The following is a 16,019-nucleotide window of genomic DNA, read 5'->3' on the forward strand; positions in this document are numbered from 1 at the left end:
CTCAAGCAAAACACCGAAAACAGGTGCTTTTGTAACCACTAACTCTGGCTCTGGAAAAGTTACAATCACGTTGAGCAGGGATTCTTACAATTCCGCAAAACAGGCTGCTAGCCGCGCAATGAAGCGACAGAAACAACCGGCCTAGACGTATCTTGAGTAATCCAGTTTTTGATCTCCTAGGCGACGGCGGACACGACGTTGAATCGCTAACTGCTTATGCACTTTATAAGCAGCACAAGAGAGCTTGGGCTAAAGATTTTGAAAAGCAGCACGGCGAACTCCCTAAGGATGCCGACAACGCCGCTTTCGCGCGAGTTGCGTCCACAAACGATCAACTTGATCGCTATCGAAAAGATGCGAGAGACATCCTTATCGCTTTTGCGAACGAGACCTTGGAGGACGCTCGTCCGGACATCGAACGCGAAGCAATCACTGTCAGAATTGAAAAGGCAGCTACAGAAGCAGTCGGACAAAACTCATTGTGGAAGCAAATTCAATTTGGAATCGTTGCTTCCGCAACAAGCACGATAATATTGATCATCTTGGCTATAGGAGTTCAACTTACTGGCGTCGACTTCTTGGAAATCATGCAAAAGCTGAATGCTAATTAAACCTACCATAGCAATATACGTCCCCCTCACAACAACGCATCAATCTTCTCCGCCAGCGCCACGTCCTTCTCCGTGAGGCCGTCCGCGTCATGGGTGGTCAGCGCAATGTCCACCTTGTTGTAGCTGTTGGACCAGTCCGGATGATGCCCCGCCGTCTCGGCCAGGAGCGCCACGCGGGTCATGAAGCCGAAGGCCTCGCGGAAGTTGTCGAATTCGAAGCTGCGGGTCAGGCGCTCATCCTCAACGGTCCAGCCGCTTTTTTCGCAATGCGCCAGCGCTTTTTCACTCGGTTTCATCTCGTGTCTCCTTCCGGAAGGGTCCCATGGCGGTGAGGACTTCGACGTCTTCACCAATCGCCGCGCGCTCGGCTTCCAAATAGTCCGACACCGCCTGCGCGAAGGACGGGTTCGGCAGATAATGCACGGAATGGGTGGGCGTGGGAAGATAGCCGCGCGCCAGTTTATGCTCGCCCTGCGCCCCGGCCTCGACACGCGGCAGGCGGCGGGCGATGGCCTCGTCAATCGCGCGGTAATAGCACAGCTCGAAATGGAGCGCCGGGACATAGGCCACCGCGCCCCAATAGCGGCCATAAAGCGCCTCCGGGCCGATGACATTGAGCGCGCCGGCAATGGGGCGGCCCTCACCTTCGGCATAGATCAGCAGCATATCGTCGCGGAGCGTGGCATCGGCGATCTCGAAGAATTCGCGGGTCAGGTAAGGCGAGCCCCATTTGCGGCGGCCGGTGTCCTGATAGAAGCGCCACATCGCGTCCCAATGCTTGGCCTCGAACGCGTCGCCGGTGATGGTCTCGATGGTGAGGCCCTTGCTGTTCGCCTGCGCCCGCTCCTTGCGGATCGCCTTGCGCTTGCGGGACGAAAGGGCGGCGAGGAAGGCGTCGAAATCGGCGTAGTCGTGGTTGTGCCAATGAAATTGCTGGCCAAGGCGGAGGAGAAACCCGGCCTCCTCCGCCAGTTCCGCCTCGGCTTCACGGCAGAAGGTCATGTGGAAAGAGCTGAGCCCCGCATTGTCCGTAATCTGCCGCGCGCCTTGGAGCAGCGCACGCTGGACCGGCTCCGGGCCAAGGAGGCGCGGCCCCGTGACCGGCGTGAACGGCACCGCCGTTTGCAGCTTGGGGTAATAACGCCCGCCCGCGCGCTCCCAGGCATCGGCCCATCCATGGTCGAACACATATTCGCCGTAAGAATGATATTTGAGGTAAAGCGGCATCGCGCCGAGCAGCTTGCCGTTTTGCCGCGCCAGCAGGTGATACGGCACCCAACCGGCGGACTCCCCGGTGCTGCCACTCTCTTCGAGCGCGTGCAGAAAACGGTGGCTGACGAACGGGTGCCCCTCCGTCAGCGCGTCCCATTCCGCGGGATCGACGCGGGCAATCGCGTCAATGGTCGTGATCTCGATGGTTTCGGCTTCGGACATGCGCCCCCTCTTCCCTGTTTAGCTAGGAAGAGGGGGCGCGCTTGTCCAGCCGGTCAGCGCGGCTCGGTTTGGAGCGCGCGCCAGACGGTGTAGCACATGACCAGCATGACGATGGAGAACGGGATGCCCGTCGCCGTCACGCCCGCTTGTAGCGCCGAGAGTCCGCCGCCGATCAGAAGCACGATGGCGATCAGCCCCTCCACGGTGCACCAGAAGATCCGCTGCGCACGCGGCGCGTCCGTCTTGCCGCCCGCCGTGATCGTGTCCACCACCAGCGAGCCGGAATCCGACGAGGTGACGAAGAAGATCAGCGCCAGAATGATCCCGATGGTCGAGGTCAGCCCGGTCAGGGGCAGCTCGTTCAGCATCCCGAAGAGCGAAAGTTCGGGGCTGTAGCTGTCGATCACATTGGCTTTCACGAGGCTGGTCTCGGGGTTGTTGAACACCTGATCAATCGCGATCCCGCCGAACACGCCCATCCAGATGAAGATCATCAGCGACGGGACGAGCAGCACCGAGATGATGAACTCGCGCACCGTGCGGCCCTTGGAGACGCGGGCGATGAACATGCCGACAAACGGCGCCCAGGAGACCCACCACGCCCAGTAAAAGGCGGTCCAGGCCTCGCGGAAGCTGTCATCCTCGCGGCCAAACGGGTTCGAGAAGGGCACAATTTCCACCACATAGGTTTTCAGCCCGTCCCAGAAGCCGCTGAGCGCGATGCCGACCCCGCCCGCGAAGAGGACGAAGAAGAAGAACAGCACCGCCATGCCCATATTGATCTCTGACAGGATCTTCACCCCGCCATCAAGCCCGCGCCAGACCGAGACCAGCGCCACCAGCGTGACGCAGATGATCACGATGATCTGCGTGGTGATCGAGATCGGCAGGCCAAAGACGAAGTTGAAGCCCGCATTCGCCTGCTGCGCCCCAAGGCCGAGCGAGGTGGCGAGGCCAAAGAGGGTCGAGAAAACGGCGAGAATGTCGATCAGATGGCCCGGCCAGCCCCAGACACGGTCACCCAAAACCGGGTAGAAGGTCGAGCGGATCGAGAACGGGAGGCCCTTGTTATAGGAAAAGAGCGCCAGCGCCAGCGCCATCAGCACATAGACGCCCCAGCCATGGAGACCCCAATGCAGATAGGTCGCCGCGATGCCCATCTCGCGGGCGCGCTCGGCGTTTTCGGGGATGAACGTGCCGTCCGGCCCGTAAGGCGACGGCGTGCTGAGCGGGCCGGAGACCGCCATATGGTAAACCGGCTCCAGCACGCCGAAGAACAGGAGGCCAATCCCGATCCCGGCGGCAAACAGCATCGCGAACCATGCCGGATAGCTGTATTCGGGCTTGGCATCCTTCCCCCCAAGCCGGATCGACCCGAAGGGCGTGAAAATCAGAAAAAGGCAGAAAATCAGGTAGATATTGACGACGGTGAGGAAATACCAATCGAGCGTTCCGGTCGAAAAGGCCAGAACCGCGCTGAAGACGCCGCCCGCCGTGTCCGGGAACAGCAGCGTCAGGACGATGAACACCACCGCCATGAGCCCGGACACCACAAAGACCGGGTTATGCACATCGAAGCCGAACGGCCCGAGCTTGCCTTCGATATTGTCGTCACCGACCGTGTAATCGGTGTCAATGAGATGCTCCCCCTCTGCGGGGGCGGGATCGTGATCCGCTGGCATTGTTGTGCCTCCATATCGCTTGTTTGGGGGCGAAAACGTGGCTCCAAACCGATCCCGTTTCCGCGCCAAAGATGGCCCAACCATAAGGGAAATGGTTAATAATGCAAATGGTTAGCCCTATAACTATGACATATCACGCGGAAAACGCTGCCTTTCTTCCACCTCATTGAGGTCCATGTGATTGCGCATATAGCGCTCGGAGGCTTTTTGCAGCGGCTGGTAGTCCCATGGGTAATAGCCGCCCTCGCGCAGCGCTTCATAGACCACCCAGCGGCGGGCCTGACTGGCGCGCACATCCGCATCATAGGCCTCCAGATCCCAGCGGGCGGCGGCGAGCAGGCGGAAGCGTTCCAAAATGCTCGCATAATCGGGATCTTCCGCGAGGTTCCTCAACTCATGCGGATCGTCATTGAGGTCGAAAAGCTGCTCCGGATCGAGCGCGCAATTCGTGTATTTCCAGCCATTTTCGACCAGCCCGACAAGCGGCGCATAGGACGCCTCCGCCGCATATTCCATCGCCACCGGCTCTCGCCGCTTACCGCCCTTGGCGACCGGCAGCAGGCTCTCCCCATCCATCCAGGGCGCAATCTCCGCGAGCGAAACGCCCGCCATGTCGCAGAGCGTCGGCAGCACGTCGATGGTCGAGACCGCCTCCTCCACCAGATGCGGCGGGAGGTCCGGCGCCGAGATCATCAGCGGCACCCGCGCCGAGCCCTCGAAAAAGCTCATCTTGAACCACAACCCGCGCTCGCCCAGCATGTCGCCATGATCGGAAAGGAACAGGATCACCGCCTCCTGCCCGGTCCGCTCCAGCGTGTCCAAAATCTCGCCGATCTTGTCATCGAGATAGCTGATGTTCGCGAAATAACCCCGGCGGGCGCGGCGGATATCCTCCTGTTTGATCTCGAAATTCCGCCAGTCATTCGCATCGAAGATCCGCTGGGAATGGGGGTCGTGGTCCTCATAATCAAAGGCGGCAATCTGCGGCTCCAGATGCGGGCAATCCTCGTAAAGATCCCAATATTTTTTCCGCGCGACATAAGGGTCATGCGGATGCGTAAAGCTCACCGTCAGGCACCATGGCCGCTCGTCCTGCCCGCGCGAGAGGTCGTAGATCTTGCGCGTCGCGTGATAGGCGACCTCGTCGTCATATTCCATCTGGTTGGAAATCTCGGCGACCCCTGCCCCGGTGACGGAGCCGAGATTGTGATACCACCAGTCAATCCGCTCCCCCGGCTTGCGATAATCCGGCGTCCAGCCGAAATCGGCGGGGTAAATATCCGTCGTCAGCCGCTCCTCGAACCCGTGAAGCTGGTCCGGCCCGACGAAATGCATCTTGCCGGACAGGCAGGTCTGATAGCCCGCGCGGCGCAGATGATGGGCGTAAGTCGGCACATCGGCGGCAAAAAGCGCCGCATTGTCATAGACGCCGGTGGTGCTCGGAAGCTGGCCCGACATGAAGGCCGCCCGCCCCGGCGCGCAGAGCGGCGAGCCGGTATAGGCGTTCTGAAACCGCACGGATTGAGCCGCCAGACGCCGTAAATTCGGGGCATGGAGCCACTCCGCCGGACCATCAGGCCAGAGCGTGCCATTCAGCTGATCGACCATCAAAATCAGGATGTTGGGCGCGTTGGCCATGCGTGATCTCCCCGGAAATATCTTTAATTTCCAAAGAGGTTAGCGGCGGTGTTTGCGTGACGCAATATATCCCAGCAACGTATCGAGAACCGCCTTCGCCTCGGTCCGCCCGGCGGCGGCATCAACGGGCAGGTCGGACTGCGCGGCGGCAATCCACGCGCCGTCCATATAGGCCTGAATGGCGCGGCGCACGGTTTCCTGCCGCTCTTCGGGCAGCACATCGGCCAGCGCGGCGCGCAGATTGCTCCGCACCCGGCGGGTGTTGATCCGGTAAAGCCGCGCCAGACGCGGCACATAGGGCGCGACGGCCCAGAACTGCATCCACACCGCGCAAATCTCGACCGTGTAAACATCATCGTCGAAATTCGCCTCCACCACCGCCAGCAGCCGCTCATAGGGCCCCTCGGCGCGGGCGTAGCGCGTGATGAGCGCCTTGCGCAGACGGCTGAGGAGCAGCTGCATGGTGTATTCCAAGAGGTGATCCTTGGAGCCGAAATAGTAGTTGATCGACGCGGCGGAACTGCCCGCCTCCTTCGCGATGGAGATCATTGTGACCTGCGAAAACCCCTGCGCATGGATGCAGCGGATCGTCGCGTCCACCAGCTCCTGGCGGCGAATGTCACTGATGGTCTTCCTACTCATGGGCGCAGCCTACAATTTGCTGATTGACGTATCAATAATTTTATCCGCCAAACCAAAACTTGTATGCTCATACAAAAAATGGGTTTCAATCTCAAAAATTTGTGTTAACGTTCACACACGCCAAAATGGAATCAAACAACCCCAAGGGAGGACTCGCATGACCGCGATTCTGTCCGCAGGTGTGTTGCTGGCGCTCGCGCTGGTGGTGGTCTGCGTTATCAAATGGTGGAACCTCGAAGTGGTCGGCGTCACGCCGGTGCCGCTCTTCACCTTCATTGCCATCCTGTTCACCTCCGGCCTCGATGTCGGGCTGATCATGTTCCCGCTGGCCGAATTCCAAGGCTATGCGGATGATCCCGCCTATGATTTCACCAACCCCCTTGCCCTTGAGTTCGGGTTCTGGGGCTTCATGATCTGGGCCTTCTATTTCCTGACCGCCTTCTATTTCTGCGTGATCGAACCGCGGGTGAAGTTCTTCGAGATCCCTTGGGTGAAGGCGATCAACAATGTGGTCATTATCGCGACCTGCGCTTTCACCGCCTCGCTATTCCTGATCTATCTGCCGGGCTACATCCCCGAAATCGGCGATGGCGAAACCATTTACCCGATCTTCTACGCGATTGTTTTCCTTGTGATTTGCTTCGCGGCCTATAGCTCGACGGATATCAAATTCGTCCGCATCCTGTCGGTCAGCTCGACGCTGCTGTTCTTCGCGCTGATCCTCGGTATGTGGATCTATGCGGGCATGAGCCTCGGCCAGTTCGCCTCCACCGCGTCGAATATCGGCAGCTATTTCGAGAATATCTACCGGTTCGCGACCCCGATCACCGATTACCACGCCTTTTACCTCTCCTGGTGGTTCGCCTGGTCGATCATGATCGGTCAGTTCACCTCGCGCTTCGTGGGCGGCCTCAAGACGTGGCAAGTGTTCCTCGCCCTCCTGATCTTCCCGTCGATCCCGCTCGCGATCTGGTTCTCGGTGCTCTATTTCTACCACCTCAACGAGATCCCGACCCGCGGCATGATCAACATCGCGATGATTACCGTCGGCGTGACCTTCGTCATCAACTCGCTCGACAGCCTGATCCGCCTCTATACGGACAATCTCGACCTGACCGTGAAGCGGTTCGGCAAGATCCCCTATATCGCGGGCAATGTGATCATGCTGTTCATTCTGGCACTGCTCTTCGAGAGCCAGTGGCTCCAGATCGAATGGATCGGCGCCATCGTGATCGGGCTCTATTTCGCCTGCCTCGCCTATATCTTCCTGAACAAGCGCGAGGAAGTGATGGAGATCGACTCCATGCCTGAGGGCCAGGACCTCGATTTCGACAAGATCAACGCGGTCCACTGACCCCCTGAAACCTGCCCATTTCGGTCCCGCAATCCGGCGGGGCCGCCCCTATTGAAGGAGACACCCCCATGGATATTCAACCCAAAGCCAGTCATTTCATTAATGGTGAATATGTTGAGGACACCAGCGGCACCGCGATCCCGGTCGTCTATGGTGCGACCGGCGAAGAAGTTGCCCGCGTTTATGCGGCGACGCCGGAGCTGATCGAAAAGGCGATTGTCGCTGCGCGCGCCGCCCAGAAGGAATTCGCCCGCTGGTCCCCGACCGAGCGGGGCCGGGTGCTGCGCAAGGCCGCTGACATAATGCGTGAGCGCAATCGCGAGCTGTCCATTCTGGAGACTTACGACACCGGCAAGCCCTTGCAGGAAACCATCGTCGCCGATGCCACCAGCGGCGCGGATGCGCTGGAATATTTCGGCGGTCTGGCCGGGAGCCTCACGGGCGAGCATATCCCGCTCGGCGAGGACTGGGCCTATACCGTGCGCGAGCCGCTTGGCCTGTGTGTCGGGATCGGCGCGTGGAATTATCCGACGCAGATCGCCTGCTGGAAGGCCGCACCGGCGCTCGCCTGCGGCAATGCAATGATCTTCAAACCCTCCGAGACGACGCCGCTTTGCGCGCTGAAAGTCGCGGAAATCCTCGTGGAAGCCGGCCTGCCCAAGGGCATTTTCAACGTCCTTCAAGGGCTTGGCGAAGTTGGCGGGGCGCTCGTCAATGATCCGCGTGTGGACAAGGTGTCGCTCACCGGCTCCGTGCCGACCGGGCGCAAGGTCTATGCGGCTGCGGCGGATGGCATGAAGCATGTCACCATGGAAATGGGCGGCAAATCCCCGATGATCGTCTTTGACGATGCGAGCGTGGAGGACGCTGTCGGCGGCGCGATCCTCGGCAATTTCTACTCCTCCGGCCAGATCTGCTCCAATGGGACGCGCGTGTTCGTGCAAAAGGGCATCAAGGAGAAATTCCTCTCCCGCCTGCGCGAACGCCTTGCCGATGTGGTGATGGGCGATCCGCTCGATGAAGCCACGAATTTCGGCCCAATGGTCTCGGAAAACCAGATGAACATCGTTCTGGGCTATATCGAGAAGGGCAAGGACGAAGGCGCGCGGCTCATCACCGGCGGCGAGCGGCTGGACAAGGACGGGTTCTGGATCACCCCCGCCGTCTTTGCCGATGTGACCGACAACATGACCATCGCCCGCGAGGAGATTTTCGGCCCGGTCATGTCCGTGCTGGATTTCGACAGCGAGGACGAGGTGATCGCCCGCGCCAATGACACCGAATTCGGGCTCTCCGCTGGGGTGTTCACCAATGATCTCACCCGTGCGCACCGCGTGATTGGCCAGCTTGAGGCCGGGAGCTGCTTCATCAACTCCTATAACGACGCGCCGGTCGAGGTGCCGTTTGGGGGCGTGAAAATGTCCGGTGTGGGCCGCGAGAACTCCAAGGCCGCGATCGAGCATTATAGCCAGCTCAAATCCGTCTATGTCCGCATGGGCAAAGTCGAAGCGCCGTTCTAAGGAGCCTGACCATGGAAGCTGATTTTGTGATTGTCGGCGCAGGCTCGGCAGGCTGCGCCATGGCGTATCGTCTCTCGGAAGCGGGGGCGTCGGTGATTGTCATCGAGTTTGGCGGCACGGATGCGGGGCCGTTCATCCAGATGCCCGCCGCGCTGTCCTATCCGATGAATATGAAGCGCTATGACTGGGGGTTTGAGTCCGAGCCCGAGCCGCATCTCGGCGGGCGGCGTCTCGCCACGCCGCGCGGCAAGGTGGTAGGCGGTTCCTCCTCCATCAACGGGATGGTCTATGTGCGCGGCCACGCAAAGGATTTCGACCATTGGGACGAGAGCGGCGCAAGCGGCTGGTCCTATGCCGATGTGCTGCCCTATTTCCAGCGGCAGGAGCAATGGCACGGGCCGGAAGATGGCGGCTGGCGCGGGCGCAAGGGTCCGCTGCATGTGACGCGCGGCCCTCGGAAAAACCCGCTTTTTCATGCCTTTGTCGAGGCTGGGAAACAGGCGGGCTATGAGCTGACGGACGATTATAACGGCGAGAAGCAGGAAGGCTTCGGCCCGATGGAGCAGACCGTTTATAAAGGGCGGCGCTGGTCGGCGGCGAATGCTTACCTCAAGCCCGCGCTCAAGCGCGAGAATTGCGAGCTGGTGCGCGGCCTCGCCCGCAAGGTGGTCATCGAGAATGGCAAGGCGGTTGGCGTTGAGATCGAACGCGGCGGCAAGATGGAAACCATCCGCGCCAAGCGTGAGGTGGTTCTGGCGGCGTCCTCGCTCAACTCGCCCAAGCTGCTGATGCTGTCCGGCATCGGCCCGGCGGCGCATCTCAAGGAGCATGGCATCGAGGTCGTGGCAGACCGTCCCGGCGTCGGCCAGAACCTTCAGGACCATCTGGAGCTGTACCTGCAAATCGCCTCCAGCCAGCCGATCACGCTCTACAAGCACTGGAACCTGTTCTCAAAAGCGATGATCGGGGCCCAGTGGCTCTTCACCAAAACCGGCCTCGGCGCGTCGAACCAGTTTGAGAGCGCCGCCTTCATCCGGTCCAAAGCCGGGGTGGAGTATCCCGACATTCAGTATCACTTCCTGCCCATGGCCGTGCGCTATGACGGGCAAGCCGCGGCGGAGGGTCATGGATTTCAGGCCCATGTCGGCCCGATGCGCTCAAAATCCCGCGGCGAAGTGTCGCTGAAATCGAGCGATCCGGCGGAAGCACCGCGCATCCTTTTCAACTACATGTCGCAGGATGAGGACTGGGAGGATTTCCGGACCTGCATCCGCCTGACCCGCGAGATTTTCGGGCAGGAGGCGTTCAAGCCGTTCTATAAGCACGAGATCCAGCCGGGGGCCGATGTGCAGTCCGACGCGGCACTGAATGCCTTCATCAGCGAACATGTGGAAAGCGCCTATCACCCTTGTGGGACATGCAAAATGGGCGCTGCGGAGGACCCGATGGCGGTGGTCGATCCCGAATGCCGGGTGATCGGTGTCGAGGGTCTGCGCGTGGCGGACAGTTCGATTTTTCCGCGCATCACCAATGGCAATCTCAACGGCCCGTCGATCATGGTGGGCGAGAAAGCCAGCGACCATTTGCTCGGCAAGGACCCCCTGCCGCGGTCCAATCGCGAGCCTTGGGTGCACCCCAACTGGCAGAGCGAACAGCGGTAACGTGAAGGCCCGGCATCTTGCCGGGTCTTGTTGTCTCTGGCAGGGTTGCGGTGAGCAGATAAGGGGCAAGCCCATGACGACACGGCGATTTTTTCTGCAAAGCGGCGCGATGGCGGCGGGGTTGCTCGGGGCCGGGATGAGCGTGGCACAGCCTGTGCTGGAGCCGGTAACGCTGGATTTGCTCCGTTCTGCGCATCCGACGCATCGCTTTGATGACCGCCTTGTCGAGACCTCGGGCGGCCGCCGCTACCGCCTTTTCCGCGCGATCCCGAAAGCGGCGCCGCCCGAAGCGGGCTGGCCCGCGCTGTGGCTGACCGATGGCAATGCGGTCTTCGATCGCCTGCCGCCAGATCTGCTCGCGGCACATCCGGGGTTGGTCGTGATTGGCATCGGCTACGACACGGATTTGCCCTTCGAGACCACGGCCCGCGCCCTCGATTACACCCCGCCCCCGCTGCGTCCCGACCCGCGCCGCGCGGAGCGTCAGGTTGGTGGAGCCGATGCGTTTCTGGCGCGGATCGACGGGCCGCTGCGGGCGGAGGCCGAGCGTGGTCTTAGCATCGACGCAAGCCGCCGCACACTCGCCGGGCATTCCTATGGCGGCCTCTTCGCGCTTTACGCACGGGCGCGCGGTGCGTCCTTCACGCAATATGGCGCGATCAGCCCGTCGCTCTGGCTCGCCCCGGATCTGGAGCCCGGCGGGACCGCGCCGCTAACCATCCTCGTCGGCGATGCCGAGCGCGGCGCGGAAGGCGGCGCTCCCGAGGACACGCGCCGTTTCATCGCGCAAGGCGCGGGCCAACGCATCCGGGTGATCCTCCTCCCCGGCCTCTCCCATGGCGCGACCCTTGCGGGCGCCTTGCCGGAGCTAATGGCCATTGCCTCTGTTGGGCATAACGGCGCTAAAATCGGGCGACATCTTCAAAAACGCCCGAATTGATGTGCCATCCGGACACTCTGTCGCAATCAAAATCCAGTCATCTGCCCCCCTCTATTCTTGGCAATTGGCCTCATCCCCTCTAGGTGCGGTGCTGAATTAAAAAAGCACACAAACTGAGGCCCCATATGACCCCGACCCTTCCGCTCCGCGACACGCCGCGCGTTTACGGCAAAATCACCCGCGCGCTGCATTGGTCGATGGCTGTGCTGATGCTGTTCGAGTTCATCGGGATGGGGTTCAAGGTGCTGTTCGGGCGAGACAATCCGGTCGCCTCCTTCCTTGGCGGCTGGCATGGGACGATTGGCGCGCTGCTCTTTGTTCTCATCATCCTGCGCATCCTCTGGGCGCTGACCAATCTCGGCAACCGGCCCGATCACGGCGACGGCCCGCTCGGGCTCGCGGCCAAGGCGGGGCATGGGCTGCTCTATGTGCTGATGTTCCTGGTGCCCTTCGCGGCGCTCGCCCGCGCCTATGGCTCGGATCGCGGGTTTGACCTCTTCGGCGTGCAGATCTTCGCCCCGAAAACCACGGAAATCGGCTGGACGAGCGCGCTTGGCAATTTCCACGGGGAAATGGGCTGGGTCATGGGCGCGATCATTCTGGGCCATATCGCCATGGTCGGCGTCCATGAAAGCATGTGGCGCGACGGCACGCTGGCGAAGATGGCCGGGCGCAAGCGCCGCGTCTGACACCGGAGCGTCATCTTTCTGACACATAAACCCCGGCGTGGCGGAACGGCGACGCTTGGGGTTGGTGTGTTAAAAAACTGTTTCTAGGCACGGGAATCGGTCTATAAACGCTACAGTAGTACCGACCCTTCTGTGTGTCTGGAGTCGCTCGTGGCAAATTATTCGATTTGGATGATCAATGAATCTGCGCTGAACATCTCCGGCGGGCAGAGTCTCGATGGGGTGACGCAGGGCGATGGCACGCATCTCGTGGGCCAGACGATCACCATTACCGAGCGCGACTGGACCGAGGTGGAGGTCGATGACAGCGGCTTCGAAACCAATTTCGCCGATGGAGACTTTGGGCAAACGTTGAATGGCGCGCAGACCCATGACGGCGTGAATTACAACGACGATACGCGGATTGAGGCCGAGTATCAGCTCTTTCTGACCGATCCGAACACCAACATCACCTATCGCGCGGTTGGTGTGAATATCATCGACTCGAACCCGCCCTATGCGACAATTGAGGGGCTGGCCTTCATTGGGGATCAGCCGCCAAGAGATGTGGCGCTTACGGTCACGAGTTCTGCCGAAGGAATGCCAAATTCCGGTAGCGGCACGGTTCGGGCGTCGCAGTTCTTCGTCCCGCTTTGCGTGACCGAGGACACGCTGATCCGGACGGCGGCGGGCGACAGTGCGGTTCAGGATCTCAAGGTGGGCGATCTCATCACCGGGTTTGGCGGGCAGCAGCATCCGCTTCGCAAGGTGCTGCGCCAGACTTTCGACGCCCGCGCGCTGGCGGACAACCCGCGGCTGCGCCCGGTGCTGATCGAAAAAGGCGCATTGGGTCAGGGCCTGCCGGAGCGCGATCTGCGCGTGTCGCGCCAGCACCGGATGCTGGTCTCCTCGCGCATTGCCGAGCGGATGTTTGGCGCGGCCGAGGTGCTGCTCCCGGCGATCCATCTGACGCGCCTGCCGGGCATCAGCGTCGATATGGAGGCGCGGGACGTCTCTTATTTCCATATGATTTTCGACGATCACCGCATCATTCTGGCCGAAGGCGCGCCGACGGAGAGCCTCTATCCCGGTGTCGAGGCGCTGCAATCCATGCCTCCGGAACTCAGCGCCGAATTGTTGCTGATTTTCCCGCAGCTTGATCTCTCGAAGAACCCGCTGCACCCGGCCCGCCCGATCCCGGAGCGCAAACGCCAGCTTCGGCTGGTGGATCGTCACCGCAAGAACAAAACGCCGGTGCTGCAGAGTTTCGGCTAAGCCCTGCAAACGCAAAGGCGGCCCCGAGAGGCCGCCTTTTTTTGTGATCACGGAGAGCCACGGCTTAGAAGCTCTTGTTCAGACCCAGATAATAGGCCCGGCCCGGCTCGTTATAGGTGTTCGCACCCTGCCCCGAATCCGTCCGCAGGATCTCTTTGTCGAAGAGGTTGGTCACACCCGCCTTCAGGTTCGCCGTCTCGGTGATGTCCCAGGACGCACCGAGATTGAAGAGCGTGTAGGAGCCGCGATTATTGGTGTCGTCATATTCGGCACCGGTGGTCGAGGCGAAATCTGCCGCCTCAATCTCGCCATAATGGGTCGCGCCGAAGGCCACGGTGAGATCCGGCGTCGCATACCAGTCGAGATTGGCGTTGATCGTGTAATCCGGCACGAGGCTCAGCGGCTCGCCATTGTCGCGCTCGGATTTGATCATCTTGGTGAAGTTCGCGTTAAAGGCGAAATTCTCGCCAAGCGGCGTCGCGAAGTTGCCTTCGAGGCCCGACACCACCGCATCCCCTTGGTTTTCCCAACGATAGAGACGGTTCTCGACCGCGCCCGCATTATACTGGGTGAAGCCCGACCCGATGCGGTTGTCATAATCATTGTGGAAATAGGTCAGGCTGCCGCTGACGCCATTCGCGCCCGCATAGGCAAAACCGATCTCCTTGTTGAAGCTTTTCTCGGCGTCGAGATCTTCGTTCCCGATCACATAGCACGGCCCGCTGACCTGAACATTGTCGATGTAAGGACAGCCATTGCCGCGCGTGACATAGACGTAATTCGGGTTGAGCTGGAACAGATTCGGCGTCTTGAAGGCCCGCGCGAGACCGACCTTCATCGTCCACGCTTCGTTGAACTGATAGGTCGCGTTGAGGCTCGGGGAGAAGTTGCTGCCGAAATTGTCGTTATGATCGTAGCGCAGACCCGGCGTGACCGTCAGGCGGTCATTCCACTCGATATTCGCTTCGGCATAGAGGCCAAAGGTGTTCTGCTCCGTCTCGGGATCGCGGTCCGACCCGCTCACCGGAACGCCGAACTCATCGGAGAGATCCTCATCGAAATCGCCGCGAATGGTGATCGCGTCCTCCATGAACTCGCCGCGATAATCCGCCCCGAGAGTCACGCGGCTGGCCTTGCCCGCAAGATCCATCGGCATGATCCATTCGGTCTTGGCGTTGATGTTGTCGAGCTCGATGGTGCCGAAGGCCGTCGCATCATTCTCGCCATCGCCATCGGTGTCCACACAATTGACGATGTTGTCCTCAGGCCCGCCCGCCGTGCCCGCGCAAAGCCGCGAGTTGCGTGTGTTTTCCCATTGCAGATAGCTGTTCGAGGTAATCTCGCCATAGGTCCCGCGATGCGTCAGCGCGAGGTTGCGGCGATACATGCGATTGGTTTCCTCGCCAATGAGGTCCGGGCTGTTCGCATCCTCTTCGCTCACTACTTCCTGCACCGATCCCGTGCGCGTGTCGCCCGCATAGATGTTGCCCTGACGCGAGAACGAGGTTTCGAAATCAAGCTCATGGCCGGGCGCAACCTCCCATGTGACAAGCGCGCCGATATCCTTGTTCTCAACCCCTTCGGAGCCCGCCAGAACGCGGGTGTTTTCCTCATCGCGGAAGGTATAGGTGGTCTCCGGGTTGAGATCCGGGTCATCGCCATCGGTCTTGTTATAGCTGCCATAGAGACGCAGGCTGAGGCGTTCGCCCGCCGGACCGGCGATCATGAAATTGGTCCGCTTGGTGCTGCCTTCCTTGTCGTTCTCCGGCTTCTCGCCATAGACGCCGATCTGCGCGGTGAATTCTTCGGGCTTCTTGGTTATAATGTTGACCACACCGCCCGAAGCGCCCGAGCCATAGCGCGCCGCCGCCGGGCCGCGAATGACCTCGATCCGCTCGATCAGCTCCGGCGGCACCCAGTTGGAATCGCCGCGCGTGTCGCGCTCCCCGCCCCGGCTCATCTTCACCGCATTGCGCGAGAGGACCGGCTTGCCGTCGATCAGGATCAGCGTGTTTTCCGGCCCCATGCCGCGAATGTCGATCTGTCGCTGGTTGCCGCGCTGCCCGCTCGCCGTGGCCCCGGTGAGGTTGACGCCCGGCTGCTTGCGGACGATCTCGGCGATGTCATTGGTGATCGGCGCGTCCTCGATATCCTCTTCGGTGATCTGCGAGACCCCAAGCGCCTGCTTGATCTGCTCCTCGGCGGTCAGCACCAGCTCGTCGAGCATAAAGACCTCTTCGGTCTGCGGCGCGACCGGCGTCGTCACCGGCACCTGCTGCGCATGCGCGGGCACACCCGCCGCAAACAGCGCACCAAGCGCCGTGGTCATATAAAGGTTTCGATGGAGCGCGCGCATAAGCCAATCCTTTTCGTCAGTCGCGGGGGACGCGCTGGCGGATCGGCTTGCGCAATGCCCCTAACGATCACGGCCTGTGGGAGGGTCGCAAGAGTATCCGACAAAATTAATAGGAATTAACGATGGCTGTTGCAGAGCGGGCACAGGCGAGAGGGAGATGGTGACCCCGGCGGGATTCGAACCTGCAACCTGCCCCTTAGGAGGGGGCTGCTCTATCCAGTTGAGCCACGGGGCCACG

General features: G+C 60.9%; 13 protein-coding genes and 1 tRNA gene. 7 read left to right on the top strand and 7 right to left on the bottom strand.

What is annotated here, in order from left to right; translation table 11 throughout:
- The first annotated feature begins 152 nt into the window (after positions 1-152).
- Entirely contained in the window at positions 153-611 is a 459-nt protein-coding gene (locus ACMA5I_RS14575) for a hypothetical protein (RefSeq protein ID WP_525887010.1), read from the top strand.
- A gap of 26 nt (positions 612-637) precedes the next feature.
- Here ACMA5I_RS14575 and ACMA5I_RS14580 read toward each other — a convergent pair whose 3' ends face one another.
- The 5 genes from ACMA5I_RS14580 to betI all read right to left on the bottom strand — a co-directional run bounded on the left by ACMA5I_RS14580 (position 638) and on the right by betI (position 6,007).
- Positions 638-907: a 4a-hydroxytetrahydrobiopterin dehydratase gene (locus ACMA5I_RS14580; protein ID WP_525887011.1), complete on the bottom strand. Its 270-nt coding sequence runs from the start codon at positions 905-907 to the stop codon at positions 638-640.
- The gene (locus tag ACMA5I_RS14585; RefSeq protein ID WP_525887012.1) at positions 894-2,045 is read right to left on the bottom strand and encodes a GNAT family N-acetyltransferase; all 1,152 of its coding nucleotides are present in this window, start codon (positions 2,043-2,045) and stop codon (positions 894-896) included. The genes ACMA5I_RS14580 and ACMA5I_RS14585 overlap by 14 nt, the downstream gene beginning before the upstream one ends.
- Positions 2,046-2,098: 53 nt before the next feature.
- Positions 2,099-3,727, bottom strand: a complete 1,629-nt coding sequence (locus tag ACMA5I_RS14590) for a BCCT family transporter (RefSeq protein ID WP_525887013.1) — start codon at positions 3,725-3,727, stop codon at positions 2,099-2,101.
- A 123-nt stretch (positions 3,728-3,850) separates the two neighbouring features.
- A complete protein-coding gene (gene betC / locus ACMA5I_RS14595) occupies positions 3,851-5,365 on the bottom strand; it encodes a choline-sulfatase (RefSeq protein WP_525887014.1) in 1,515 nt (504 codons plus the stop codon).
- 39 nt (positions 5,366-5,404) lie between these two features.
- Complete coding sequence (gene betI, locus ACMA5I_RS14600; protein WP_525887015.1) at positions 5,405-6,007, bottom strand: choline-binding transcriptional repressor BetI; 603 nt, start codon at positions 6,005-6,007, stop codon at positions 5,405-5,407.
- Positions 6,008-6,164: 157 nt separating this feature from the next.
- Here betI and ACMA5I_RS14605 point away from each other — a divergent pair, with 157 nt between their 5' ends.
- From ACMA5I_RS14605 to ACMA5I_RS14630, 6 genes are all read left to right on the top strand, one after another.
- Positions 6,165-7,361, top strand: coding sequence for a BCCT family transporter (locus tag ACMA5I_RS14605; RefSeq protein WP_525887016.1), 1,197 nt, complete (start codon positions 6,165-6,167; stop codon positions 7,359-7,361).
- 68 nt (positions 7,362-7,429) lie between these two features.
- On the top strand, positions 7,430-8,881 hold the full coding sequence (gene betB, locus ACMA5I_RS14610; RefSeq protein WP_525887017.1) for a betaine-aldehyde dehydrogenase: 1,452 nt from the start codon (positions 7,430-7,432) through the stop codon (positions 8,879-8,881).
- Between the two features lie 11 nt (positions 8,882-8,892).
- Complete coding sequence (gene betA / locus ACMA5I_RS14615) at positions 8,893-10,542, top strand: choline dehydrogenase (RefSeq protein WP_525887018.1); 1,650 nt, start codon at positions 8,893-8,895, stop codon at positions 10,540-10,542.
- 73 nt (positions 10,543-10,615) lie between these two features.
- Positions 10,616-11,482, top strand: a complete 867-nt coding sequence (locus ACMA5I_RS14620; protein ID WP_525887019.1) for an alpha/beta hydrolase — start codon at positions 10,616-10,618, stop codon at positions 11,480-11,482.
- A gap of 125 nt (positions 11,483-11,607) precedes the next feature.
- Positions 11,608-12,171: a cytochrome b gene (locus ACMA5I_RS14625; protein WP_525887020.1), complete on the top strand. Its 564-nt coding sequence runs from the start codon at positions 11,608-11,610 to the stop codon at positions 12,169-12,171.
- Between the two features lie 171 nt (positions 12,172-12,342).
- Positions 12,343-13,425 (top strand): Hint domain-containing protein, encoded by a 1,083-nt coding sequence (locus ACMA5I_RS14630; protein WP_525887021.1) that lies wholly within the window; start codon positions 12,343-12,345, stop codon positions 13,423-13,425.
- A gap of 64 nt (positions 13,426-13,489) precedes the next feature.
- Here the strand turns inward: ACMA5I_RS14630 and ACMA5I_RS14635 are convergent, their stop codons facing one another.
- Together ACMA5I_RS14635 and ACMA5I_RS14640 are read right to left on the bottom strand one after the other, a co-directional pair.
- The gene (locus ACMA5I_RS14635) at positions 13,490-15,754 is read right to left on the bottom strand and encodes a TonB-dependent receptor (RefSeq protein WP_525887022.1); all 2,265 of its coding nucleotides are present in this window, start codon (positions 15,752-15,754) and stop codon (positions 13,490-13,492) included.
- A gap of 185 nt (positions 15,755-15,939) precedes the next feature.
- Positions 15,940-16,016 (bottom strand) — tRNA-Arg (locus ACMA5I_RS14640).
- Between the last annotated feature and the right edge of the window lie 3 nt (positions 16,017-16,019).

Origin of the sequence: Jujubicoccus corallicola, from assembly GCF_047345645.1 — a bacterium.
Classification (GTDB): Bacteria; Pseudomonadota; Alphaproteobacteria; order Rhodobacterales; family Rhodobacteraceae; genus JBLEFH01.